This window comes from Faunimonas sp. B44, from assembly GCF_052655945.1.
Map to the genome: position 1 here is coordinate 106,377 of NZ_JBQYEX010000007.1, position 22,365 is coordinate 128,741.

A 22,365-nucleotide genomic window follows, 5' to 3' on the forward strand; every position below is an offset into this window, starting at 1 on the left:
CGCTCTACTCCGCCGCCGCGGCGAGCTCGGCGCGCGCCTCGTCGAGCAGCTGGCGCGTCCGGCTGCCGTCGAGCCGGGCGATGTCGTCCTGGTACTTCAGGAGGACGCCGAGCGTGTCGGACACCACCGAGGGGTCGAGCGCGACCTGGTCGAGTTCCGTCAGCGCGCCGGCCCAGTCGAGCGTCTCGGCGACGCCCGGCTTCTTGAAGATGTCCTCGCGGCGCAGCCGCTGCACGAAGGCCACCACCTCGCGCGCCAGCCGGTCGTGCACGCCCGGGACCCGGCCCAGCACGATCGCGAGCTCGCGCTCCGCGTCGGGATAATCGACCCAGTGATAGAGGCAGCGCCGCTTCAGCGCGTCGTGGATCTCGCGCGTGCGGTTGGTCGTGATGATGACGATCGGCGGCTCCGGCGCGCGGATCGTGCCGAATTCCGGGATCGTCACCTGGTTGTCCGCGAGGATCTCCAGCAGGAAGGCCTCGAACGCCTCGTCGGCGCGGTCGAGCTCGTCGATGAGGAGCACGGGCGGGCCCTTCAGGTCCGGCTCGAGCGCTTGCAGGATCGGCCGCGCGATCAGGAAGCGCTCGGTGAAAATGTCCTTCGCCAGCGTCTCGCGGTCGACGTTGCCGCTCGCCTCCGCAAGCCGGATCTCCACCATCTGGGCGGCGTAATTCCACTCGTAGACGGCGCTCGCGAGATCGAGGCCCTCGTAGCACTGCAGCCGGATCAGGTTGCGGTCGAGCCCGGCCGCGAGCACCTTGGCGATCTCGGTCTTGCCGACGCCCGCCTCCCCTTCGAGGAAGAGCGGCCGCCGCATGCGCAGGCTCAGGAACACGACGGTCGCGAGCGCGCGGTCGGCGACGTAGCCGGCCTGCCTGAGCAGGGTGAGGGTCTCGTCGATCGAGGTCGGAACCGGTCGCGGAATCATGCGCTCACGGGCGGGCTGAACGGGACATCCGCCTATATAGGCCAGCCGGCGCCCGGGCGCACCTGCCGAAGCGGTGTGACAGCCAGGCGTCGATCCGCTAGGTATGCGCGCATGAGCGACGCCGACCGCGCGGGCTCCGCGCTGTTCTCCCCCATGTTCGCCTCCGGGGCGATGGCGCGGGCATTCTCCGACCGGGCCGTGCTCGGCGCCATGCTGGAATTCGAGGCCGCGCTCGCCGCGGCGGAAGCCGAATGCGGCGTGATCCCGGCCGACGCGGTTCAACCGATTTGTGAGAAGTGCGATCCGAAGCTCTTCTCGGCAGACGAGATCGGGCGGCAGGCGGCGCTCGCCGGCAACCTCGCGATCCCGCTCGTGAAGGCGCTGACCTCCGCGGTCGATCCGAAGGCGCGCGGCTACGTGCACTGGGGCGCAACCAGCCAGGACGTCATCGACACCGGCTTCATGCTCCTGGCGCGCGGCGGCCTCGATCGCCTGGCGGCCGACCTCCGCCGCGGGATGCGCGCGTGCATCGCGCTCGCGGCCGCGCAGGGCGACGCGATCATGCCGGGGCGGACGTGGCTGCAGCATGCGCTCCCGATCCCCTTCGCCCACAAGGCGTCCGTCTGGCTGTCCGGGCTTGCGGCCGCGCACCGCGCGATCCGCCGGGCAAGGTCGGAGGCGCTTGCGGTCCAGTTCGGCGGCGCGGCAGGCACGCTCGCCGCCTTGGGCGGCGACGGGCTCAGGGTCAGGGCCGCCCTCGCGGCGCGGCTCGGCCTGCCGGAGCCGGCGATCACCTGGCATGCCGAGCGCAGCCGGATCGTCACGATCGCATCGGCGCTGGGGATCGCTTCAGGCGCCGCCGCCAAGATCGCGACCGACGTCCAGCTCCTGATGCAGACGGAGGTGGGCGAGGCGTTCGAGGCCTCCGCACCCGGCAAGGGCGGCTCGTCGACGATGCCGCACAAGCGCAATCCGGTCTCATCCGCCGCCGTGCGCGCGAACCACCGGCGCGTCACCGGGCTGATGGCAATCATCCACGGTGCGATGGAGCACGAGCACGAGCGTTCGCCCGGGGCGTGGCCCGCCGAATGGGAGACGATGCGCGACCTGTTCCTGCTGTCCGGCGGGAGCGCGGAGCGCATCGCGGACCTGATCGAGGGGCTCGAGCTCGACCCGGAGCGGATGCGGGCCAACCTCGGGCTGACGCTCGGGCTGCCGCTGGCGGAGAGCCTCATGATGGCGCTCGCCCCGAAGATCGGCCGGATGGAGGCCCACCACCGCGTCGAGGCGGCGTCGAAGGCCGCCGCGAGGGACAAGCGTGCGCTTGCGGCGGTGGCGAAGGACGACCCGGCGATCACCGACGTGCTCGGCCCGGAGGCGATCGACCGGGCGCTCGACCCGGCCCGCTATCTCGGCGCAGCGGCCGACATGGTGCGCATGGCCGTGGACGAGGCGAAGCGGGAAATGGAGGCGGAGTGATGGCGGAGTTCAGGACCGGCGACGGAATATCCATCCACTACCAGGTGGAAGGCGACGCCGACGCGCCTCCCCTCGTCTTCTCAAACTCGCTCGGCACCAACCTCCACATGTGGGACGGGCAGATGGCAGAGGCCGCCGCGCGCTTCCGCGTGATCCGCTACGACCAGCGCGGCCACGGCCGGTCCGAAGCGCCGCAAGGGCCCTACACGATGGATCGGCTCGGGCGGGACGTCATCGAGCTCCTCGACGCGCTCCAGATCGAGAAGACCGCGTTCTGCGGGCTCTCCATGGGCGGGATGACGGGCCTGTGGCTCACGGCCAACCATCCGCGGCGCTTCAGCCATGCCGCGCTCTGCAACACGGCCGCCCATCTTCCGCCGCGCGACCTGTGGGACGGTCGGATCAGGACGGTCGAGCGGAACGGCATGGCGGCGATCCAGGAGGCGGTGGTCGAGCGCTGGTTCACGCCCGCCTTTCGGGAGGAGAACCCCGGGGAAGTCGATCGCATACGGGCGATGATCGCCGCGACCGATCCGACCGGCTATGCGGGCTGCTGCGCGGCGATCCGCGACATGGATCTCCGGGACGTCCTCGGCCTGATCGAAACGCCCGTCATGATCGTCGTGGGCGAGCACGATCCGGCGACCACGCCGGAACAGGGCATGGCGATCGCCGCGCGCGTTCTCGGCGCCCGCAGCGAGCGCATCCCCGCCGCCCATCTCTCGAACGTGGAGCAGCCCGCCCGGTTCAACGCCGTCGTGCTGCCCTACCTGGCCGGCGGAAGGTAGGACCCGCGCGATCGGCGGCGGGCCGGCTCCACGCGGGCGTGGATCCCCCCGCGTGGGAGCCGCACTCAGTGCTTGTCGTCGCGCAGTTCGCGCTTGGTGCGCCTCAGCTGCTTCTCGACCTTGGTGAGGGCGCTGTTGAAGGCGAGATAGGCGTCCTTGGCCTCCGCCTCGGCGCTCATCATGTCGAGGCCGCCCATGCGGATGTTGACGCTGCAGCGGAAATCGTCGCCCTCCCCGGTGAAGTGGACCGACGCGGTGTTGAGCCTGCGGAAATACTTGTCCGCGACCTTCAGGATCTCCTGTTCGGCGTGCTCCCGGATGGCGCTTCCGAGATCGATGCTCGAGCTTCCGACCGTGATCGGCGTGTCCACGCTTTCAGGCATGTATGGGCTCTCCCTTCAATGCAGAGGTCAACGGGACGGACCGGCGTTGGTTTCCGCCCCCTCCGGGCGACCATGCGAAGGCTGCCGGACGTCCGGCTTGTGATGCTCCCGGAACTGCTGCGGCGTCACATCGGCGTAGCGGCGGAAATAGCGCGAGAAATGGGCAGGATCGGAGAATCCGAGCTCGAAGGCGATCTGGCCCACGGAAAGGTCCGTGAAGACGAGCTGGCGCTTCGCCTCCACGATGACCCGCGTCCGCACCATGTGGGCCGGCGTCACCCCGGCGACGCGCTTGGTATGTTCGGTCAGCCGGTCGATCGTCATCGCCAGCGCGCCGGCATAGGCGCCGATCCGGCGCGTTTCCCGGAAACGCTCCTCGATCAGCGACCTGAGGCGGTCCAGCACCGGATCAGCGCGCGGGACCAGATGGTCGCCGCTGTGCTCCGATCCCGCGACGCGCCGGACGATCTCGACGACGAGGAGCGCCAGCCAGGCGCGGGCCGCGATCCGGGCGGCGGGCGCGTCGGTCTCGATCTCCCCCTTCAGCCGCTCGGCCAGGCTCCAGACCGCACGGAAGCAGTCCTCTCCCGAAAGGGTCGCAACGGGGCTCGCGAACATCGCGCTGAGGCGGTCGTAGACCGAGCCGGCGCCGTCCCGCTGCTCCCGCAGCACATCGCTCGTGAAGGAGAATACCGCGCCCGCGGTGCCGTCCGCGAAGGTGAATCCGTGGACGCTCGTCGCGGGCACCAGGACGACGGAGCGCGGCCCGATCGGCGTCTCCACCCCCTCCATCATCGCGTGCCCGCCGCCCTCGCGCAGGATCATGATCTGGTCGAGGTTGCGATGGCTGTGGGGCTCGATCCGCCAGCCGCCGCCCCTTGCCCGGTCCTCGATCAGCTCGACGGAGACGAAGTCGAACGGAGTCTCCTCGGCCGCTTCTCCGTAAAGGTGGAACTGCGGGATGCTCTGCATGCGGGACATCTGGGAGCCCGGCGTCCTCCGAGTGCTTCGGGGCGGTCGGCGGCCCATGCTCGCCGACGGCGGTTCTTCCAACAGGGTTGCGGAATGTAGGCACGCCGCACTATTGGATGCACGTAAATTCAGCATCTCCGGCACGTACGGCGATGCCCCGGGGCGAGCTTCCCCGGTTGCGAGTATCGGAACCGAAGCGTTGCGCCTGAGCCGTCCGTCCATCACGACCAAGAAGCGCCTGGCCGCGGGCGTTCACGACGTCATCGCCGCCGGCTTTTCCATGTGGCTCGCGCTGCTGCTGCGCTACGGCTGGTCGCGCCTGCCGCCGTCCGACGAGATCGTCGCCGCCGTCGTCATCTTCGCGGTCGTCGCCGGCTTCTCCTTCTGGGCCTTCGGGGTCGGCCGCGGGATCTGGCGTTTCGCCTCGCTGACGGACCTGCGCAACATCGTGCTGGCCAGCACGACCACGGTGCTCTCCTTCCTGGTCCTGATGTTCCTCGTGAACCGGCTCGCCTACGTGCCGCGCTCGGTTCCGCTCATCGCCTGGTTCATCCTGATCGTCATGCTGGCGGCGCCGAGGCTCGTGCACCGCCTCGTCAAGGACGGCGGCATCGCCGCGCTCAAGAACTTCCGGACCGCGCCGGCGCGTCGCCAGCGGCTCCTGATCGTCGCCAGCGCCGGCCAGGCGGACCGCATCATCCGCCGCTTCGGCCTGGAAGGCAGCCCGAACTACCGCGTGGTCGGCGTCGTCGACTACAAGCTCGATTCGCGCGGCAGGAGCATTCGGGGCGCGCCGCTCCTCGGCGGTGCAAGCGAGATCAATGCCATCCTCGCCAATCTCGAGCGCAACGAGCTGAAGCCCGACGCGATCGTCCTCGCCGCGCCCCAGGAGCATCGGGAGGAACTGCAGCCGATCGCCACTGCCGCGGCCGCCCACGGCATCGCGGTCAAGCGCGTCGCCGAATCCGCCGACCTGCTTGGCGACGACGAGCCGGAATTCCGCTCCGTCACGCTCGACGACCTGCTCGGCCGGCCGCCGGTCCGGCTCGAGCTCGACCAGATCCGTCACCTCATCCGCGACCGCATCGTGCTGATCACCGGCGCGGGCGGCTCCATCGGCTCGGAGATCGCGCGCCAGGTCGCCGGCTACGGGCCGAGCCGCCTGGTCCTCGTCGACAGCGGCGAGTACAACCTCTATTCGATCGACCGCGCCATCGCCGAGACCGCGCCCGCCCTCGACCGCGCCAGCCTGATCGCCGACGTGCGCGACCGCGACCGCATCCACCGGATCATTGAGCGGGAGCGGCCGGGCGTCATCTTCCATGCCGCGGCCCTGAAGCATGTCCCGCTCGTCGAATGGAACACCTCCGAAGGCGTGCTGACGAACGTGATCGGGACGCGCAACGTCGCCGACGCCGCAGTCGCGAACGGCGTCGAGGCGATGGTCGTCATCTCCACGGACAAGGCGATCCGCCCGACCAGCGCCATGGGCGCCACCAAGCGCGTTGCGGAGGCCTATTGCCAGGCGCTCGACGTCTCCGCGGACGCCACGCGCTTCATCACCGTGCGCTTCGGCAACGTGCTCGGCTCGAACGGCTCGGTCGTGCCGCTCTTCGAGCAGCAGATCCGTGCCGGCGGCCCCGTCACCGTCACCCATCCGGACATGAAGCGCTACTTCATGACGATCCGGGAAGCGGCGGAGCTCGTGCTCCAGGCGGCCGTGCACGGCCTCGGCCACCCCGACGAGCGCGGCCGCATCCTCGTCCTCGACATGGGCGAGCCGGTGCGCATCGTCGAGCTCGCCCGCATGCTGATCGCACTCTCCGGCTTTCGGCCGGACGTGGACATCGCCATCGCCTATACCGGCCTCCGCCCGGGCGAGAAGCTGTTCGAGGAACTGTTCGACCCCGAGGAGGCGACCGCCGCGACATCGACCGCCGGCGTCTTCGTGGCCTCGCCGCGCCTCTTTCCGCGCGAAGCGCTGATGTCGGCGCTGCGGCGCATCGAGGACGCGGCGCGGGCCGACGACGTCGAGGAAGTCCGGCAGATCCTCGGCGCGATCGTCCCGGAATTCGCCGGCACGGGAGCCGGCGGGGCGCTTCCCAAGCGGGTTCCTGCGACCCCTGCCGCCGGGCTGGCGGCTACGCCGCGGACCGTGCACTGAGGTGTCGGAACCGACGCTACCGTCGCGCGGCGGCGCGGGCGAAGCCGGACCGGCCGATCCGCGCCCCGTCCTCGTGACGGGCGCCGCGGGCTTCATCGGCTTCCACGTCGCCCGCCGCCTCTGCGCCGACGGCCGCCGCGTCCTGGGAGTCGACAATCTCAGCCCCTATTACGACCCGGCGCTGAAACGGGCACGCATCGACGCGCTGTCGGGATGTCCCGGCTTCTCGTTCCGGCCAATGGACGTGGCCGAGCCCGAGCCGCTCGCCGCCCTCGTCCGCGACGAGCGCGTCGGCCGCGTGATCCACCTTGCTGCCCAGCCCGGCGTCCGCCATTCCCTGACGCACCCGTTCGACTACACGCGCGCCAACATCGACGGCTTCCTGTCGGTACTGGAGGCCTGCCGGCACAACCGCGTCGAGCACCTCGTCTATGCCTCGTCGAGCTCCGTCTACGGCGCGCTCGCCCGCCAGCCCTTCGACGAGCATGCGGCTTCGGTCCATCCCGTCTCGCTCTATGCCGCGACGAAGCGCGCCAACGAGCTGATGGCGCACACCTACAGCCATCTCTACGGCCTGCCGACCACGGGCCTGCGCTTCTTCACCGTCTACGGGCCCTGGGGCCGGCCGGACATGGCGCCCTTCAAGTTCACCCGCGCGATCCTCGCCGGCGAGCCCATCGACCTCTACAATCGCGGCGAGATGAGCCGCGACTTCACCTATGTCGACGACGTGGTCGAGGGCGTGGTGCGCATTCTCGGCCATGTGGCGGCGCCCGATCCTGCCTTCGATCCGCTCGACCCGGACCCGGCGACGAGCCATGCGCCCTGGCGGGTCTACAATATCGGCAACGACCGCGAGGTCGGGTTGTGGGAATTCGTCCGCGCGATCGAGGCCGCGACGGGGCGCACGGCCGAGATCCGGCTGAAGCCGATGCAGCCCGGCGACGTGCCCAAGACGCTGGCATCCGTGGACGACCTCAAGGCAGCGATCGGCTTCCGGCCGGACACGCCGGTGGCGGAGGGCGTGAAGCGCTTCGTCGACTGGTATGTCGGGTTCTACGGCGCCCCCGGCGCCGGCGTGGGCTGAGGCTTTCCCACCCCGCCGGGCGACCCGAGCCCTCCCCCGCTTCAGACGCGATCGGTCGGCGTCGCGACGTCCAGGATGCGCAGTTGCGGTGCGGCCGCCCCCTGCCAGTGGTCGAGGCACAGCGTGCCGGCGACGTGGAGCGGCCGCCCGCGGCCTTCGAGAAGTGCCCGGCCGAGCGGCGCGTCCGCGGCGCGGAACGCCACCGCCTTCAGCGTGCCGCCGGTCCCGGCGGACAGCCTGACGCGCACGTGGTCGGCGCCGGCCCGCTCGGCGTAGACGACCCGGTGCGCCGGGAAGGCGAAGACCGGCGAAGGATGGCCGGGGCCGTAGGGGCCGGCGCGCTCGAGCGCATCGATGAGCGCGAGCGTCGCGCCGCTCTCCGTCAGGGCGCCGTCGATCAGCATCGGGCGGTCCTCGCGCGCGGCCGCCACCGCGCCCGCGAGCCGCTCTTCCAGGAACGCCCGGAGATCCGCCAGGCGCTCGCTCTCGACGGTGAGGCCTGCCGCCATTGCGTGCCCGCCGCCCTTGACGAGAAGCCCCGCCTCCACCGCAGCCCGCACCGCGGCGCCGAGATCGACGCCCGTGATCGAGCGGCCGGACCCCGTGCCGCGGCCACCCGTGCCCTCGAAGGTGACGGCGAGCGCCGGCCGCTCGAACCGGTCCTTGAGCCGCGACGCCACCAGCCCGACCACCCCCGGATGCCAGTCGGGTGCGCTGACGGTGACGACGCTCGGGCCCGGCCCGAACCCGATATCGGCTTCGGCCTCGGCCACGGCCGCCTCGACGGCGGCATGCTCGATGGCCTGCCGCTCCGCGTTCAGGCGCTCCAGCGTTTCGGCGATGGCGGCCGCTTCCGCGGCGTCGACGCAAGTCAGAAGCCGTGCGCCGAGGGCGGCGTCCCCGATGCGGCCGCCGGCATTGATGCGCGGCCCGAGCAGGAAGCCGAGATGGCTCGTCTCGGTCGGCCGCTTGAGCCGCGCCGCTTCGGCGAGCGCCTTCAGCCCGACGCGGCCGTTGCGGCGCAAGGCGATCAGCCCCTTCGTCACGAAGGCGCGGTTGAGGCCGGTGAGGGGCACGACGTCGCAGACCGTGCCGAGCGCCACGAGGTCGAGGAGCGCCAGCAAATCGGGCTCCCGCCGGGCAGCGAAGAAGCCGCGGCGGCGGAGCTCGCGCACGACGGCGACCGCCACCAGGAACGCCACGCCGACCGCGGCGAGATGCCCTTGCCCCGACACGTCGTCCTGCCGGTTCGGATTGACGATCGCGACGGCCGGCGGCAGCGAGACGCCGACCTGGTGGTGATCGACGACCACGACGTCGGTGCCGAGCCGGGCCGCAGTCTCCAGCGAATCGAAGCTCGTCGAGCCGCAGTCGACGCAGACGATGAGCCGCGCGCCCTCGCCCGCCAGCGTCTCGATGGCCGCGGGATTGGGGCCGTAGCCCTCGAAGATGCGGTCGGGGATGTAGATGCGGGCAGTTATGCCGAGTTCGCCGAGGAGACAGTGCAGGAGCGCCGAGGAGGTCGCGCCGTCGACGTCGTAGTCGCCGAAGATCGCGACCGGCTCGGAGCGCTCGGCGGCGTCGGCAATCCGCGCCGCGGCCGCATCCATGTCGGCAAGCGTGGACGGGTCCGGCATGTCGTGGCGGAGCGAGGGATCCAGAAAGCCCGGCACGCGCTCGCAGTCGAGCCCCCGTCCGGCGAGGACGCGCGCGACGAGCTCGGGCGTGCCGTGCCGCTGCACGATGCTCGCCGCCTGCGCCTCGCCCGCCTGGTCGAGCCGCGACCGCCATTCCCGGCCGGCCGCCGACCGCGACACGCCCAGGAAGGGCCGCGAACGGCTCCGCGCCTCACCGAATCCCCACATGGCCGCGATTATGCGCGGCGCGGCCGCGGGAACAACGCCCATCCGCCAAGTCGCATCGCTGCGGCGGACGGGACTCACGTCTGGAGCGGACGAGAACGCACGCAGTGGGTGCCGTGGATGACCCGCTCGCAGCCAACGCCAATCAGCCTGCGGCAGGGAACACGGGCCTGCGGCATCTTCCCTGTGCTATGCTTTCCTTGGATCAGGAGGACGACACGATGGCCGAACGCAAGTCAGCCCTGAAACGCGCGCCCGAGCGCCCTCGCCTGGATGAACTGCTGGCGCGCGCAAAGACCGTTGTCGTCAGCGACGAGCTGCTTCGCGAGCAGCGGGCAAGCTTCGTGTACGGCAATGCGCCAAAGGGATCACGAATCACCAAGGAATCCGCTCGACGAGCCGTGGACAGCATTCGCATTACGCCGACAACCGATGACGGTTCACCTGGCGCATGAGAGCTGCCGCCGACTTCTGCCGACATGTTTATCCTTGAACAGGAAAACCAGCAGCTTTACGACCGCGTTCAGGAGCAGAACCTGAACCGGCAATATGAGCTTCTGACAAATTGCATCGAGATCGGCCTGCTGAAAGGCGCCGTTGCTTTCGACAAGTACCTACTTTGGGCTCTCAACCATGTCGCCGTCGCCAACATCTCTCAGTTCGGCGGGCGATTCCGGAGAGAGCCCATCTACGTGGGTCAACACAAGCCGCCACACTTCAATGACATTGACGACTGGATGGATCGGTTCATATCGACGGTTCAGGAGAACTGGTACGTTTGGAGTCCGACCGAACTCGCTGCGTATGGCCTGTGGCGGCTGAACTGGATCCATCCGTTCATCGAAGGAAACGGGCGAACCGCGCGTGCCGCTTCCTATTACCTCCTGTGCGTCCGCTCAGGCGCTCTTCTGCATGGCCGGAAGATTATCCCGGAGCGAATCCGGGACACGAGAGATGACTACGAGAAGGCTCTGATGGCGGCGGATTCCGCCTGGGATGCAGGCCATCTCGACTTCTCGGACATGGAGGACTACCTGGCGGGCCTGCTGGAGGCTCAGCTGAGCGACGACGGCCTCTCGTTTCCTGGCAGCGGGACGCGCTGATCTGCAGCCTCAGGCACTCGCTCCATTCCAATCCCTTGCAAAGCGGCTGTGAACAACCTAAGTACGCGCCATCGAGCAGCCGTTTCGGGCTGTTCGCGGACAGCGTGTACGGCGCTTCACAGCAGCTTGGTCCGCCCTTTTCTAGAATTTCGGACAGCCCTGGCCACGCGGGATGTCTCTGTCCCGCGTCCGACCGGATGCGCTCTTCAGCGCAGACCGTCGCCACGCCATAGGAAGCTTCACGTTTGACATCTTTCAGTGATTTCGGGCTCGACGAGTCCATCCAGCGCGCGCTTTCCGACGCGCAGTACCTCACCCCCACTCCGATCCAGGTCCAGGCGATCCCCGTCGTGCTCGCCGGCCGCGACCTGGTCGGCATCGCGCAGACGGGAACCGGCAAGACCGCGGCCTTCGCGCTGCCCATCCTGCACCGGCTCGCCCAGGCGGCGAAGCGGCCGGAGCGGCTAGCCTGCCGCGTCCTGGTCCTCAGCCCCACGCGCGAGCTCGCCGGCCAGATCGAGCAGAGCTTCCGCAAGTACGGGCGCCACATGCGCCTGACCACGACGCTCGCCATCGGCGGCGTCCCGATCGGCCGGCAGAAGCGGGCGCTCGCCAACGGCGTCGACGTCCTCGTCGCCACCCCCGGCCGGCTGCTCGACCTCTTCTCCGAGCGGGCGCTGCGGCTCGACCGCGTCGAGACGCTCGTGCTCGACGAGGCGGACCAGATGCTCGATCTCGGCTTCTTCCGCGACATCCGCAAGATCGTCGCCGAACTGCCGAAGCAGCGCCTGACGCTCTTCTTCTCGGCGACCATGCCGCCGGCGATCGCCGAGCTCGCGCAGCAGATGCTGCGCGATCCGGCGCAGGTCAGCGTGACCCCCATCGCCAAGACGGCCGACCGGGTCGAGCAGCGCGTGATCCACATCGACAGGCAGTCCAAGGCAGGCACGCTGGCGGACGTCCTGAAGCACGAAAGGCCGGACCGGGTTCTCGTCTTCACCCGGACGAAGCACGGCGCCGACAAGCTGGTGCGGTCGCTCGAAAACGCGAGCATTCCCGCCGCGGCGATCCACGGCAACAAGTCGCAGCCGCAGCGCGAACGCGTGCTCGCCGCCTTCCGCAGGGGCGAGATCGTGACGCTCGTGGCGACCGACATCGCGGCACGCGGCATCGACGTCGCCGGCGTGAGCCATGTCGTGAATTACGACCTGCCCGAGGTCGCGGAGACCTACGTCCACCGCATCGGGCGAACCGCCCGGGCCGGTGCCGCGGGTATTGCCATTACGCTCTGCACAAGCGAAGAGGCACCGCTCCTGAAGGCGATCGAGAAGCTGACGCGCCTCTCGATTCCCTCGGAGGACCGGCGCACCGGCACGCCGGCGGTCACGGCGCGGCCGGGCGAGCGCGAAGGCGGCGCGCGTCAGGGGCGCCCGCCCCGGCGGGGCCGCGGCGGCGGACAGGGCGGCCGCCCGGCCCGCTCGAGCGGTCGCCCGGTCGAGACGGAAGGCCATGACGGCGGACGCGCCGGGATGGCCGGCGTCGGCTTCATGCGGAACCGGCCGGCCCGCAAGGTCGAAGGCGGCGTCGGCAGCGGGAGCGGCGAGCGCCGCGACCAGCGCTGAATGGAGGTTTGATGGCGAAAGAAGAACTTCTCGAGTTCGAAGGCACGGTGACCGAACTGCTCCCGGACGGGAACTTCCGCGTCCGGCTCGACAACGACCACGAGATCCTCGCCTACACGGCCGGCAAGATGCGGAAGTTCCGCATCCGGACCGGCGTCGGCGACCGCGTGATCGTGGAGATGTCGCCGTACGATCTCGACAGGGGCCGGATCAACTTCCGCCACAAGGGCGACACCGGGCCGCGCCCGGGCGGCCCCCCGCGCCGGCCTCCCCCGCGCCGCCGCTGAGGCGGAGCCGGCTTTCCGCCGGCCCCTCCGCACGACGTTCGGTCCCCGGCATTTCGCTCCGGTCGTGGGCGAACCCTTAGGCTCGTGAAGCCCGTGCCTGGCAAAGCGACCCGCAGGGCGTGGGGGCACCGCCTCTTCTTCGAACCCCACGTTCGGTTTCGCCCGGCCACACCGGTCGGGCTGCGCACCGCATCCGCCAGAAGTCCACGAGCGAGCCGGTCAGGAGTCCGACTGCTGCCCCGCGGGCAGCCCGGCCCGGATCAATGCGGTGCGATCAAGGGCATCGGCATGGTCACGGGCACTGGCTCAGCCCTTCCGCCGGATCGTCCCGACCAGTTCTGTCGCCTCGGCCAGCGTGTTGGAAATCGTGCCGTACTTGCGCAGGTTGCGATGCAGCAGGTCGAGCCGCTGGTCGGTCTCGTCCGTATCGACCACGATATCGTACGCGATGCGGACCATCTTCGGCGGGCTGTCCTGCCGGATGCCGTGCAGGCTGACCTCGATGCCGCGCAGATCGAAGCCGAGCATCGGCGTTACCCGCTCGGCCCCCTTCAGAAGGCATGCGGCCAGGCTCGCCAGCAGCATCTCGGCAGGGTTGAACGCATCGTCCCGGCCCGCCATGCCGGTGTCGAGCACGATGTGCGCTGCCTTTGCCTCGGCCTCCGAGCCGTGGCCGTCGATCCGGCGCGCGGTGACGCGGTATTCGAGCATCATTCCCATTCCATCTGCTGGAAGGCGGTTTGGGCGTTGCGCCCCGCGAGGCTGTCGAACTGCTCGAGCCCGGCGAAGGCGGACTGGTCCACCTGCGGCGCGGCCATGATGTCGCCCCCCTCCTCGATCAGGGCGCCGATCTGCGCGCGCAGGTTCATCAGGTATTCGTAGGTGTCGGCGCGCGCCCGCTCCATCGTGGTCGGGCCGCCATGACCCGGCACGACATGCGCCGCACCGGTCGCTTCGACCGCCTCGAAGGCCGCGGGCCATCCGGCGATCGAGCTCTGGTCGCCGACCCCGAGGATGCGTTCGACGTAGACGATGTCGCCGGTGAACACGGTGTCGCGCTCCGGCACCCAGACGAAGCTGTCGCCGGGCGTGTGCGCAGGGCCGGGATGCACGATCTCGAAACTCAAGCCGCCGACCTCGAAGGCGTAGGTGTCGGAGAAGGTCACGTCTGCATAGGCGGGTGCGGTCCCCTCGAGCGCGTCGCCGATCAGCTGCGCCAGACCCGTCAACTGCATCGAGGCGCGGGCCTGCTGGTCTTCCACCGCTGCGGCGCTCGCGATCACCGTCGCGCCCTGCGCCTGCCAATAGCCGTTGCCCAGCCAGCGGTGGTCCTGCCCGCCGGTGTTGACGACATGGGTCACGGGCCGGTCGGTTACGGTTCGTATCGCTTCGTGCAACGCCTCGGCCCCCCGCCACGATCCGCCCGGATCGATCAGCACCGCGCCGGCCCCGGTCACGACGAGGCCGAAGGTCGCGTTGTTGGCGAGGTTTTCCGGGCTGCGCTGCTCCTTCTCGCCGACGATGGCCCAGACGCCGTCGGTCACGGGCCGGACGTCGAGGCTCTGTGCGGCGGCGACGGTCGGCGCCGCAAGAGCGACGGCAGCGATCAGGGCGCGGATCATGCGCCGAGCCAGCTTTCGAGCTTCGCCGTGTCCGGCAGGCCGCCGGCATGGACGAGCTTGCCGTCGACCGAGATGCCGGGCGTGGACATGACCCCTGCCATGGCGATGGACTTGGCGTCCGTGACCTTTTCCACCGCGACCTCCACGCCGAGCCGCGACGCGGCATCCTTGATCATGGCTTCCGTCGCCTCGCAGCGCTTGCAGCCGGGGCCGTAGACCTTGACGGTTTTCATTCGGGTGTCCTTTCAGAGGAGGAAGTTGAACAGAACGCCGGTGGCGAGGATGCCCGCCGCGACGACGGCGACGAAGATCGCGATCAGCCGCAGGGTCAGCACCTGCTTGAGGATGATCATCTCCGGCAGCGAGAGCGCGATGACCGACATCATGAAGGCGAGCGTCGTGCCGAGCGCAGCGCCCTTGCCCAGAAGCGCCTCGACGATCGGGATGACGCCGGCCGCGTTCGTGTACATCGGCACGCCCACGACCACGGCGGCAGGCACCGACCACCAGGCCTCGCCGCCCATGATCCGCAGCATCGTCTCTTCCGGCACGTAGCCGAGGATCGCCGCGCCGATGCCGATGCCGGCCAGCACCCACACCCAGACCTTGCCGACGATCTCGCGGACCTGCTCGAGGCCGACCTTCAGCCGGTCCACCAGCGTCAGCCGCTCCTCCGGCAGGTCTCCGACGGGCCCTGCGTTCAGCTCGCGCACCCAGTCCTGCAGATACCGCTCCAGCCTCATCCGGCCCAGGACGAACCCCGCGACGGTGGCGATGGTGAAGCCGTAGACGAGGTAGATGGTCGCGACCTGCCAGCCGACGAGACCGTAGAGCAGCCCGAGCCCCACCGGCCCGACCATCGGCCCCGCGATCAGGAACGAGAAGGTCACGCCGAGCGGAATCCCCGCCGAGACGAACCCGATGAAGAGCGGCACCGACGAGCAGGAACAGAACGGCGTCAGCACGCCCAGCAGGGCGGCCAGCGGGTAGCCCCAGATCTCGCGCTTGCCCGCGAGGATCGCGCGGGTCTTTTCCGGGCTGAACCAGCTGCGCAGCACGCCCGTGACGAAGACGATGCCGGTCAGCAGCAGAAGCACCTTGGGCACGTCATAGACGAAGAAGGCGATGGCCTCGCCGGTATGGCTGTCGCGCGCCACCGGGAACAGCGACGTCACCCATTCCGAGATCGGGATCAGCTGGCCGTAGACGAGATACAGGATCACGCCCGCAGCCGGCACGCCGACGTACCAAAGCCAGTCGGGCGCCCCGCGATCTGGGGCCGTGGCATGCGCTTCGACGGTCATGCGACCTTCCTTTCCGATCTGTCTTCCGCGGCGAGCACTGCGTCGATCACCGCCGCGAGTTCCGGCGCAAGGTGCGGGTTGCGGCGATAGCGCACCCATTGCGCGTCGCGCCTGTCGAGCACGAGACCCGCGTCGCGCATCACCTTCATGTGCCGCGACATCCGACTCTGGGTCGCATCGAGGCGAGCCATCAGTTCGCAGACGCAGTGCTCGCCCCCGCGCCAAAGAATCGCGAGGGCGGCGCGGCGGGTCGGATCGAGAATGGCCGTCAGGATCGCCTGCATGCAGACGTGTTTATGCGCGCCGACGCATATGCGCTTTGATCCATGTCAAACGGATCGCGAGCTTCGGGCGTTCGCGTGCGCCGACTGCGCAGAACCCTGGAGAGGGCCTTGATCGCCTGTCGCGCGATTGGCCGTGCGGCCGGGCGGGGCATCGACCGTCGGCATCCGCCCGATCCTTCGCCTCGGAGCGACGTCGAGACGATGAACCGCAAGCCCGCACCTTGCTCGCGCGGGGCGACATGGTCGCTCGGCATCGCCACACCGAACGCGGGCTGGAAACCGGAGGCGTCAGGCGACCCGGAACGGCCGCCGGTCCGCCGGACCTGCATTGCTGGCTCGGCAGTCAGCCTGAAACGCCGAGGCGTCGTGGCGCAGGACGGCAGCAAGGCCGCCGCCGTGACCCGGACGAGGATGCTCCCTCGAAGCCCAGGATCAGACGGCTAGTCGATGAAGCCGAACTTGCCGCCGGCGAGCCTGTGCTTGGCCAGGACCCAGCGCTGCGTGCCGGTGTGCGAGCGCGTCACGATCGTGTGGGTCGTGGCGATCCCGTGATCGAAGCTGACGCCCTGAAGGAGGTTGCCGTCGGTCACGCCGGTCGCCGCGAAGAGCACGTCCCCCGACGCCATGTCCTCCGTCCGGTAGACGCGGCTCGGGTCGGAAATGCCCATCCGCTCGGCGCGCGCGCGCTTCTCGTCGCTGTCGATGATGAGCCGCCCGCACATCTGGCCGCCGATGCAGCGAAGTGCCGCCGCGGCGAGCACGCCCTCCGGCGCGCCGCCGGTGCCGAGATAGATGTCGATGCCCGTGTCGTCCGCGGCGGTCGTGTGAATGATGCCCGCCACGTCGCCGTCGCCAATGAGCCGGATCGAGGCGCCCGTCTCGCGCACCGCGTCGATCAGCTTGGCATGGCGCGGCCGGTCGAGGATGCAGGCCGAGATGTCGCGCGGGCGGACGCCCTTCTCCTTGGCGACGCGGCGGATGGCCTCGGCCGGCGGCATGTCGAGATCGACGAGGCCGTCCGGATAGCCGGGGCCGATCGCGATCTTGTCCATGTAGACGTCGGGTGCGTTGAGCAGCCCGCCGCGATGCGTGATCGCGATCACCGCCAGCGAGTTCGGCAGGTTCTTGGCGCAGATCGTCGTGCCCTCGAGCGGGTCGAGCGCGATGTCCACCTCCGGCCCGTCGCCCGTGCCGACCTCCTCGCCGATATAGAGCATCGGCGCCTCGTCGCGCTCGCCCTCGCCGATCACGACCCGGCCCCTGATGCTGAGGCGGTTGAGCTCGGTGCGCATCGCGTCGACCGCCGCCTGGTCGGCGAGCTTCTCGTCGCCGCGCCCGCGCACCAGCGCCGCCGCCACGGCGGCCCGCTCGGTGACGCGGACGAGCTCCAAGGTCAGGATGCGGTCCATTTCGGCCGGATCGGCGACGGGCATGCTTGTCTCCAGACGGATTAGAGGTTCTCGATGCGGATGAGCTGGGCGCGGCCGACCACGACGCCGTCGGCCTCGATCTGCCCGAGCGCGGTGCGCACCGCGCGCTCAGTCGTCTCGTGCGTGATGATGGTCACGGGCTGGGCCTGGTCGCAAAGGTGGCGCGGTGCCGCACTCGGCGGCCGGTTCCGCTGCACGATCGAATCGAGCGAGATGTCCTCGTCGGCCATGCGCTGGGCGATCGCCGCAAAGGCGCCCGGCCGGTCCGGCACGCGCAGTCTGAGGTAGTAGCCGCCTTCGTGGGTTCGCATCTGCGCCCGCACATAGGGCTCCAGCGCAGAGGTCGGGCGGCCGAGCGGCGGCACGCTGTTGCCGCGCGCCAGGTCCACGATGTCGGCGACGACGGCGGATGCGGTGGCGTGTCCGCCGGCGCCCGGGCCCGACAGCACCACGCAGCCCACGAAATCCCCCTCCACCGCCACCGCATTGGTCACGCCCGAAATGCGGGCAATGTCGGAATCCTTCGGCACCATAGCAGGATGCACGCGCTGCTCGATGCCGGTGTCGGTGCGCTGCGCGATGCCGAGCAGCTTGATCCGGTAGCCGAGCTCGTCGGCGGCTGCGAGGTCCTCCGGCTCGATCGTCGAGATGCCTTCCACGAAGATCGCGTTCTTGTCGATCTCGGTGCCGAAGGCGACGCTGGTGAGGATGGCGAGCTTGTGCGCCGTGTCCCAGCCCTCGACGTCGAAGGTCGGGTCGGCCTCGGCGTAGCCGAGCTCCTGGGCATCCTTCAGGCAGGCGGCGAAGGTCAGGCCCTCCGTCTCCATCCGGGTCAGGATGTAGTTGCAGGTCCCGTTCAGGATCCCGTAGAGCCGGTGGATCTGGTTGCCCGCGAGCGCTTCCCTCAGCGTCTTGATGACGGGAATGCCGCCGGCGACAGCGGCCTCGAACGAGAGCGCGCCGCCGCGGGACTCCGCCAGCCGCGCAAGCTCGAGCCCGTGCGCCGCCAAGAGCGCCTTGTTGGCGGTGACCACGCTGCGCCCCGAGGCGAGCGCCGTGCTCACGCTCTCGCGCGCCACGCCGTCCTCCCCCCCGATCAGCTCGACGAAGAGGTCGATCGCGTTCGATCGCGCGAGCGCGACCGGGTCGTCGAACCATTCCAGGCCGTCCATGCGGATGCCGCGTTCCCGCCGCGGATCGCGCGCGCTGACCGCGACCACTTCCACCGGACGCCCGGTCCGGATGGCAATGGCGTCGGCATTGTCGCGCAACATGCGCACGACCGACGCGCCGACGGTCCCCAGTCCCGCAATGCCGACGCGCAGCGGTTCCTGCATCACGCTCCGATCCTGTGCGACGAAAAATCTCGATCAGCGGGTGGCGCTGATCGGGACGACGTTGTGCAACGTTTCGTCGGCACTGGCAAGGAAACGGGCGATGTTGCGGGCGGCCTGGCGGATCCGCTGCTCGTTCTCCACCAGCGCGATGCGGACGTAGCCGTCGCCGTGCTCGCCGAAGCCGATGCCGGGGGCGACGGCAACGTCGGCCTTCTCGATCAGGAGCTTCGAGAACTCCAGGCTGCCGAGATCGCGGAAGCGCTCCGGTATCGGCGCCCAGGCGAACATGCTCGCCTGCGGCGGCGGCACCGGCCATCCGGCACGCCCGAAGGATTCCACCATGCAGTCGCGGCGGCGCTTGTAGGTCGCCCGCATCTCCGCGATGCAGTCCTGCGGCCCGTTGAGGGCGGCCGACGCGGCCACCTGGATCGGCGTGTAGGCGCCGTAATCGAGGTAGGACTTCACCCGCGACAGCGCGGCGATGAGCCGCTCGTTGCCGACCGCGAAGCCCATCCTCAGCCCCGCCATCGAGAAGGTCTTCGACATCGAGGTGAACTCGACCGCCACGTCCATCGCACCCGGCACCTGCAGGACCGAGGGCGGCGGGCTCGCATCGTCGAAATAGACCTCCGAATAGGCCAGATCGGAAAGGACGAAGACGCCGTTCTTGCGGGCGAAGGCCACCACGTCCCGGTAGAAGTCGAGATCGGCCACGTAGGCCGTCGGATTGGCGGGATAGCAGAGGATCACGGCGATCGGCTTCGGGATCGAATGATGGACGGCCCGCTCGAGCGCGTGGAAGAATTCCGGCCCGGGCTCGGCCGGCACGTGGCGGATCGCCCCGCCGACCATCAGGAACCCGAAGGCATGGATCGGGTAGCTCGGGTTCGGCACCAGGACCACGTCGCCCGGCGCCGTGATCGCCTGCGCCATGTTGGCGAAGCCCTCCTTGGACCCGAGCGTCGCCACCACCTGGCGGTCCGGGTCGAGCTTCACGCCAAAGCGGCGCGCGTAATACGCGGCCTGCGCCCGCCTCAGCCCCGGAATGCCGCGCGAGGCGGAGTAGCGATTGGTGCGCGGCTTGGCGACCGTCTCGACCAGCTTGTCCAGGATGTGCTGGGGCGTGGGGAGATCCGGGTTTCCCATGCCGAGGTCGATGATGTCGGCGCCCTGGGCGCGCGCCCCGGCCTTCAGCCGGTTGACCTCTTCGAACACGTAGGGCGGGAGCCGCCTGATCTTGTGAAACTCGTCCATGACCACCATCCGGAGCGAAGAGCGCGCTTCTCGCGCCAACTAGAACGGTACGCAAGCAAAATGGCTGCGGCGATCACTGTGCCGCGGCACTCTCGGCCTCGATCGCCCGCTGGGTTTCGGCGACATGGCCGGCGCCGAGCCGCCGCAGCCGGAGCGCGCTGTCCTGCATCGCCGCCACTTCGGCGGCACCGACCGAGGCCGCGCTGCTCTGGCCGGCCGCGAGCAGCCCCTGCTCGGCCTCCTTCACCTCGCGCGCCGACTTGACCGGCCCGGCCGGCGTGGCAGGGCTGTCGAAGACGAACGGATAGCCCTGCTCCGCAGCGCTGGCGGTCGCGGCCCGCTGGCGGATGTCCTCGATCGCGGCGGCGCGCGCCGGGTTCTGCAGGGCCCTCGGATCCGGCTCTCCGGCCGCGTTGAGGTCCGGGCCGAGGCACCCGGCGAGGCCTATGGCGGGCAACAAGGCGAGCGCCGCGATCCGACCAAGGTTCGATGGTGATGAGCTTGTCATTCCGCCACAATTGCCGGTGCCGGCCGCCGGCCGGGCCTGTTTCTTGCACGTCGCGATCCTATATCATGAAGGCGCGGCAAGCTTGCCATCCTTAACCGCAGCACGACCGCGCAGGGGAAGACGCAGATGAGCGGCAAAACGGACGACGCCAAGGCGCCCGTCGCCCCGACCTATCTGGCCGGAGACCCCGAGGCGTTCGCCCGCAACCTAGCCAGGGCGCTGGAGGAAGGCGGGCGCGCGCTCGCCGCCTATCTCAAGCCGCGCGATTCGGGCGAGAGCCCGGCCGAGGCGATCGCCGAGCATTCGGAGGACGTCCTCAGGACCGTCGGCAAGATCGGCGAGTACTGGGCGTCGGATCCGGCCCGGATGATCGAGGCGCAGACGCGCCTGTGGGGAAACTATCTGTCGATATGGACCGGCGCGCTCAGGCGGGCGACGGGAGAGACGCCCGAGCACGTCATCGAGCCGAAGGCCGGCGACAAGCGGTTCAAGGATCCCGAATGGTCCGAGAACCCGATGTTCGACGCCCTGAAGCAGGTCTATCTCGCCACGTCGCGCTGGATGGAGGAACTCGTCGAGCGCGCCGATGGGGTCGACGAGGCGACGCGCCACAAGGCGCGCTTCTACATCGACCAGATCAACAACGCCCTGTCGCCGACCAACTTCGCCCTCACCAACCCCGAAGTCCTCAAGGAGACCGCCGTCTCCAACGCCGAGAACCTCGCCCGAGGCATGAAGATGCTCGCCGACGACATCGAGGCGGGCAAGGGCAGCCTCAAGATCAGACAGTCCGATCACACCAAGTTCAGGATCGGCCACAATATCGCGGTCACGCCCGGAAAGGTGATCGACCAGAACGACGTCTGTCAGATCATCCAGTACCAGGCGAGCACCGAGAAAGTCCTGAAGCGGCCGCTCCTGATCGTGCCGCCCTGGATCAACAAGTTCTACGTTCTCGATCTCAACCCGGAGAAGTCGTTCATCCGCTGGGCGGTCGAGCAGGGGCACACCGTGTTCGTGATCTCGTGGGTCAACCCCGACGAACGCCATGCGGCGAAGAGCTTCGACCACTACATGGACGAGGGCATCTTCCACGCGCTCGACGTCATCGAGAAGGCGACCGGCGAGCGCGCGGTCAACGCGATCGGATATTGCGTCGGCGGAACGCTGCTGGCGGTCAGCCTCGCCTATGCGGCCGCCATCGGCGAGGAGCGGATCGCGAGCGCCACCTTCTTCACCACCCAGGTCGACTTCCAGCATGCCGGCGACCTGAAGGTCTTCGCCGATCCCGACCGGATCGCCGCCGTCGAGGCGCGCATGAAGAAGTCCGGCTATCTGGAAGGCGGCAAGATGGCCACCGCCTTCAACCTGCTGCGCTCCAACGATTTGATCTGGCCCTACGTCGTCAACAACTACCTCAAGGGGCAGGAGCCGTTCCCCTTCGACCTCCTCTACTGGAACGCCGACGCGACGCGGATGCCGGCCGCGAACCACTCCTTCTATCTCCGCAACTGCTATCTGGAGAACAAGCTCTCCCGCGGCGAGATGGAGGTGATGGGCGTGCGGCTCAATCTCTCGCGCGTCACCGTCCCGATCTACAATCTCGCCGCGCGCGAGGACCACATCGCCCCGGCGCGCTCGGTGTTTCTCGGCTCCCAGGCGTTCGGCGGTCCGGTCCGGTTCGTTCTCGCCGGGTCGGGCCACATCGCCGGCGTGGTGAACCCGCCCGACCGCAAGAAGTACCAGTACTGGGCGGACGGCCCGCCCGAGGGCGCGTTCGAGGACTGGCTCGCGAAGGCGGAGGAGCATCCCGGCTCGTGGTGGCCCGACTGGCACGCCTGGACCGAAAGCCTCGACGACAGGCGTGTCCGCAAGCGCCGGCCCGGCGGCGGGAAGCTGAAGCCGATCGAGGACGCGCCCGGCTCCTACGTCCAGGTCCAGGCCTGATCGC

At 69.5% G+C, this 22,365-nt stretch carries 22 protein-coding genes; 9 read left to right on the top strand and 13 right to left on the bottom strand.

Going from position 1 to position 22,365, the window contains the following annotated elements; genetic code table 11:
* Window positions 1–4: 4 nt before the first annotated feature.
* Window positions 5–928: an AAA family ATPase gene (locus ACUN0C_RS13870; RefSeq protein WP_445466976.1), complete on the bottom strand. Its 924-nt coding sequence runs from the start codon at window positions 926–928 to the stop codon at window positions 5–7.
* Window positions 929–1,039: 111 nt separating this feature from the next.
* On the opposite strand from ACUN0C_RS13870, the gene pcaB reads away from it, so the two are divergent.
* Both pcaB and pcaD read left to right on the top strand, forming a co-directional pair.
* On the top strand, window positions 1,040–2,407 hold the full coding sequence (gene pcaB, locus ACUN0C_RS13875) for a 3-carboxy-cis,cis-muconate cycloisomerase (protein WP_445466977.1): 1,368 nt from the start codon (window positions 1,040–1,042) through the stop codon (window positions 2,405–2,407).
* Window positions 2,407–3,195 carry a 3-oxoadipate enol-lactonase gene (gene pcaD / locus ACUN0C_RS13880; protein ID WP_445466978.1) on the top strand — a complete coding sequence of 263 codons (789 nt, stop codon included), beginning with the start codon at window positions 2,407–2,409 and terminating at the stop codon, window positions 3,193–3,195. Before pcaB ends, pcaD begins: the two co-directional genes overlap by 1 nt.
* A gap of 65 nt (window positions 3,196–3,260) precedes the next feature.
* On the opposite strand, the gene hpf is transcribed toward pcaD, so the two are convergent.
* Together hpf and ACUN0C_RS13890 are read right to left on the bottom strand one after the other, a co-directional pair.
* Window positions 3,261–3,578, bottom strand: a complete 318-nt coding sequence (hpf, locus tag ACUN0C_RS13885) for a ribosome hibernation-promoting factor, HPF/YfiA family (RefSeq protein WP_445466979.1) — start codon at window positions 3,576–3,578, stop codon at window positions 3,261–3,263.
* 27 nt (window positions 3,579–3,605) lie between these two features.
* Window positions 3,606–4,550: a helix-turn-helix domain-containing protein gene (locus ACUN0C_RS13890; protein ID WP_445466980.1), complete on the bottom strand. Its 945-nt coding sequence runs from the start codon at window positions 4,548–4,550 to the stop codon at window positions 3,606–3,608.
* A 199-nt stretch (window positions 4,551–4,749) separates the two neighbouring features.
* On the opposite strand from ACUN0C_RS13890, the gene ACUN0C_RS13895 reads away from it, so the two are divergent.
* Together ACUN0C_RS13895 and ACUN0C_RS13900 are read left to right on the top strand one after the other, a co-directional pair.
* Window positions 4,750–6,714 (top strand): polysaccharide biosynthesis protein, encoded by a 1,965-nt coding sequence (locus ACUN0C_RS13895; protein ID WP_445466981.1) that lies wholly within the window; start codon window positions 4,750–4,752, stop codon window positions 6,712–6,714.
* A gap of 73 nt (window positions 6,715–6,787) precedes the next feature.
* Window positions 6,788–7,801 carry an NAD-dependent epimerase/dehydratase family protein gene (locus tag ACUN0C_RS13900; RefSeq protein ID WP_445467045.1) on the top strand — a complete coding sequence of 338 codons (1,014 nt, stop codon included), beginning with the start codon at window positions 6,788–6,790 and terminating at the stop codon, window positions 7,799–7,801.
* Window positions 7,802–7,842: 41 nt separating this feature from the next.
* On the opposite strand, the gene recJ is transcribed toward ACUN0C_RS13900, so the two are convergent.
* Complete coding sequence (gene recJ, locus ACUN0C_RS13905; RefSeq protein ID WP_445466982.1) at window positions 7,843–9,666, bottom strand: single-stranded-DNA-specific exonuclease RecJ; 1,824 nt, start codon at window positions 9,664–9,666, stop codon at window positions 7,843–7,845.
* Between the two features lie 218 nt (window positions 9,667–9,884).
* Between recJ and ACUN0C_RS13910 the strand changes: the two genes are divergently transcribed.
* The 4 genes from ACUN0C_RS13910 (at window position 9,885) to infA (ending at window position 12,675) form a co-directional block, all read left to right on the top strand.
* Window positions 9,885–10,118 carry a hypothetical protein gene (locus ACUN0C_RS13910; protein WP_445466983.1) on the top strand — a complete coding sequence of 78 codons (234 nt, stop codon included), beginning with the start codon at window positions 9,885–9,887 and terminating at the stop codon, window positions 10,116–10,118.
* 24 nt (window positions 10,119–10,142) lie between these two features.
* Entirely contained in the window at window positions 10,143–10,766 is a 624-nt protein-coding gene (locus tag ACUN0C_RS13915) for a Fic family protein (protein WP_445466984.1), read from the top strand.
* Between the two features lie 245 nt (window positions 10,767–11,011).
* Window positions 11,012–12,388 (top strand): DEAD/DEAH box helicase, encoded by a 1,377-nt coding sequence (locus ACUN0C_RS13920; protein ID WP_445466985.1) that lies wholly within the window; start codon window positions 11,012–11,014, stop codon window positions 12,386–12,388.
* An 11-nt stretch (window positions 12,389–12,399) separates the two neighbouring features.
* Window positions 12,400–12,675: a translation initiation factor IF-1 gene (infA, locus tag ACUN0C_RS13925; protein ID WP_445466986.1), complete on the top strand. Its 276-nt coding sequence runs from the start codon at window positions 12,400–12,402 to the stop codon at window positions 12,673–12,675.
* 306 nt (window positions 12,676–12,981) lie between these two features.
* On the opposite strand, the gene ACUN0C_RS13930 is transcribed toward infA, so the two are convergent.
* The 9 genes from ACUN0C_RS13930 to ACUN0C_RS13970 form a co-directional block, all read right to left on the bottom strand.
* The gene (locus ACUN0C_RS13930; protein ID WP_445467046.1) at window positions 12,982–13,386 is read right to left on the bottom strand and encodes an OsmC family protein; all 405 of its coding nucleotides are present in this window, start codon (window positions 13,384–13,386) and stop codon (window positions 12,982–12,984) included.
* Window positions 13,386–14,297 (bottom strand): MBL fold metallo-hydrolase, encoded by a 912-nt coding sequence (locus ACUN0C_RS13935; protein WP_445466987.1) that lies wholly within the window; start codon window positions 14,295–14,297, stop codon window positions 13,386–13,388. The genes ACUN0C_RS13930 and ACUN0C_RS13935 overlap by 1 nt, the downstream gene beginning before the upstream one ends.
* Window positions 14,294–14,530: a thioredoxin family protein gene (locus ACUN0C_RS13940; protein ID WP_445466988.1), complete on the bottom strand. Its 237-nt coding sequence runs from the start codon at window positions 14,528–14,530 to the stop codon at window positions 14,294–14,296. The genes ACUN0C_RS13935 and ACUN0C_RS13940 overlap by 4 nt, the downstream gene beginning before the upstream one ends.
* A 12-nt stretch (window positions 14,531–14,542) precedes the next feature.
* Window positions 14,543–15,601 (bottom strand): permease, encoded by a 1,059-nt coding sequence (locus ACUN0C_RS13945; RefSeq protein WP_445466989.1) that lies wholly within the window; start codon window positions 15,599–15,601, stop codon window positions 14,543–14,545.
* Window positions 15,598–15,885 carry an ArsR/SmtB family transcription factor gene (locus tag ACUN0C_RS13950; RefSeq protein WP_445466990.1) on the bottom strand — a complete coding sequence of 96 codons (288 nt, stop codon included), beginning with the start codon at window positions 15,883–15,885 and terminating at the stop codon, window positions 15,598–15,600. The genes ACUN0C_RS13945 and ACUN0C_RS13950 overlap by 4 nt, the downstream gene beginning before the upstream one ends.
* A gap of 440 nt (window positions 15,886–16,325) precedes the next feature.
* Entirely contained in the window at window positions 16,326–17,318 is a 993-nt protein-coding gene (gene glpX, locus ACUN0C_RS13955; RefSeq protein ID WP_445466991.1) for a class II fructose-bisphosphatase, read from the bottom strand.
* Between the two features lie 17 nt (window positions 17,319–17,335).
* Complete coding sequence (locus tag ACUN0C_RS13960; protein ID WP_445466992.1) at window positions 17,336–18,652, bottom strand: homoserine dehydrogenase; 1,317 nt, start codon at window positions 18,650–18,652, stop codon at window positions 17,336–17,338.
* A gap of 33 nt (window positions 18,653–18,685) precedes the next feature.
* A complete protein-coding gene (locus ACUN0C_RS13965; RefSeq protein ID WP_445466993.1) occupies window positions 18,686–19,906 on the bottom strand; it encodes an LL-diaminopimelate aminotransferase in 1,221 nt (406 codons plus the stop codon).
* Between the two features lie 73 nt (window positions 19,907–19,979).
* On the bottom strand, window positions 19,980–20,414 hold the full coding sequence (locus tag ACUN0C_RS13970) for a hypothetical protein (protein ID WP_445466994.1): 435 nt from the start codon (window positions 20,412–20,414) through the stop codon (window positions 19,980–19,982).
* Window positions 20,415–20,540: 126 nt separating this feature from the next.
* Here ACUN0C_RS13970 and phaC point away from each other — a divergent pair, with 126 nt between their 5' ends.
* On the top strand, window positions 20,541–22,361 hold the full coding sequence (gene phaC, locus ACUN0C_RS13975; RefSeq protein ID WP_445466995.1) for a class I poly(R)-hydroxyalkanoic acid synthase: 1,821 nt from the start codon (window positions 20,541–20,543) through the stop codon (window positions 22,359–22,361).
* Window positions 22,362–22,365 lie beyond the last annotated feature (4 nt).

Coding starts and splice junctions, on each gene's coding strand:
- ACUN0C_RS13965 (WP_445466993.1), bottom strand. CDS start 19,906: ATGGACGAGTTTCACAAGATCAGGCGGCTCCCGCCCTACGTGTTCGAA.
- pcaD (WP_445466978.1), top strand. CDS start 2,407: ATGGCGGAGTTCAGGACCGGCGACGGAATATCCATCCACTACCAGGTG.
- ACUN0C_RS13915 (WP_445466984.1), top strand. CDS start 10,143: ATGTTTATCCTTGAACAGGAAAACCAGCAGCTTTACGACCGCGTTCAG.
- ACUN0C_RS13950 (WP_445466990.1), bottom strand. CDS start 15,885: ATGCAGGCGATCCTGACGGCCATTCTCGATCCGACCCGCCGCGCCGCC.
- ACUN0C_RS13960 (WP_445466992.1), bottom strand. CDS start 18,652: ATGCAGGAACCGCTGCGCGTCGGCATTGCGGGACTGGGGACCGTCGGC.
- ACUN0C_RS13940 (WP_445466988.1), bottom strand. CDS start 14,530: ATGAAAACCGTCAAGGTCTACGGCCCCGGCTGCAAGCGCTGCGAGGCG.
- pcaB (WP_445466977.1), top strand. CDS start 1,040: ATGAGCGACGCCGACCGCGCGGGCTCCGCGCTGTTCTCCCCCATGTTC.
- ACUN0C_RS13910 (WP_445466983.1), top strand. CDS start 9,885: ATGGCCGAACGCAAGTCAGCCCTGAAACGCGCGCCCGAGCGCCCTCGC.
- hpf (WP_445466979.1), bottom strand. CDS start 3,578: ATGCCTGAAAGCGTGGACACGCCGATCACGGTCGGAAGCTCGAGCATC.
- ACUN0C_RS13970 (WP_445466994.1), bottom strand. CDS start 20,414: ATGACAAGCTCATCACCATCGAACCTTGGTCGGATCGCGGCGCTCGCC.
- infA (WP_445466986.1), top strand. CDS start 12,400: ATGGCGAAAGAAGAACTTCTCGAGTTCGAAGGCACGGTGACCGAACTG.
- ACUN0C_RS13930 (WP_445467046.1), bottom strand. CDS start 13,386: ATGCTCGAATACCGCGTCACCGCGCGCCGGATCGACGGCCACGGCTCG.
- phaC (WP_445466995.1), top strand. CDS start 20,541: ATGAGCGGCAAAACGGACGACGCCAAGGCGCCCGTCGCCCCGACCTAT.
- recJ (WP_445466982.1), bottom strand. CDS start 9,666: ATGTGGGGATTCGGTGAGGCGCGGAGCCGTTCGCGGCCCTTCCTGGGC.
- ACUN0C_RS13890 (WP_445466980.1), bottom strand. CDS start 4,550: ATGCAGAGCATCCCGCAGTTCCACCTTTACGGAGAAGCGGCCGAGGAG.
- ACUN0C_RS13935 (WP_445466987.1), bottom strand. CDS start 14,297: ATGATCCGCGCCCTGATCGCTGCCGTCGCTCTTGCGGCGCCGACCGTC.
- ACUN0C_RS13945 (WP_445466989.1), bottom strand. CDS start 15,601: ATGACCGTCGAAGCGCATGCCACGGCCCCAGATCGCGGGGCGCCCGAC.
- ACUN0C_RS13870 (WP_445466976.1), bottom strand. CDS start 928: ATGATTCCGCGACCGGTTCCGACCTCGATCGACGAGACCCTCACCCTG.
- glpX (WP_445466991.1), bottom strand. CDS start 17,318: ATGCCCGTCGCCGATCCGGCCGAAATGGACCGCATCCTGACCTTGGAG.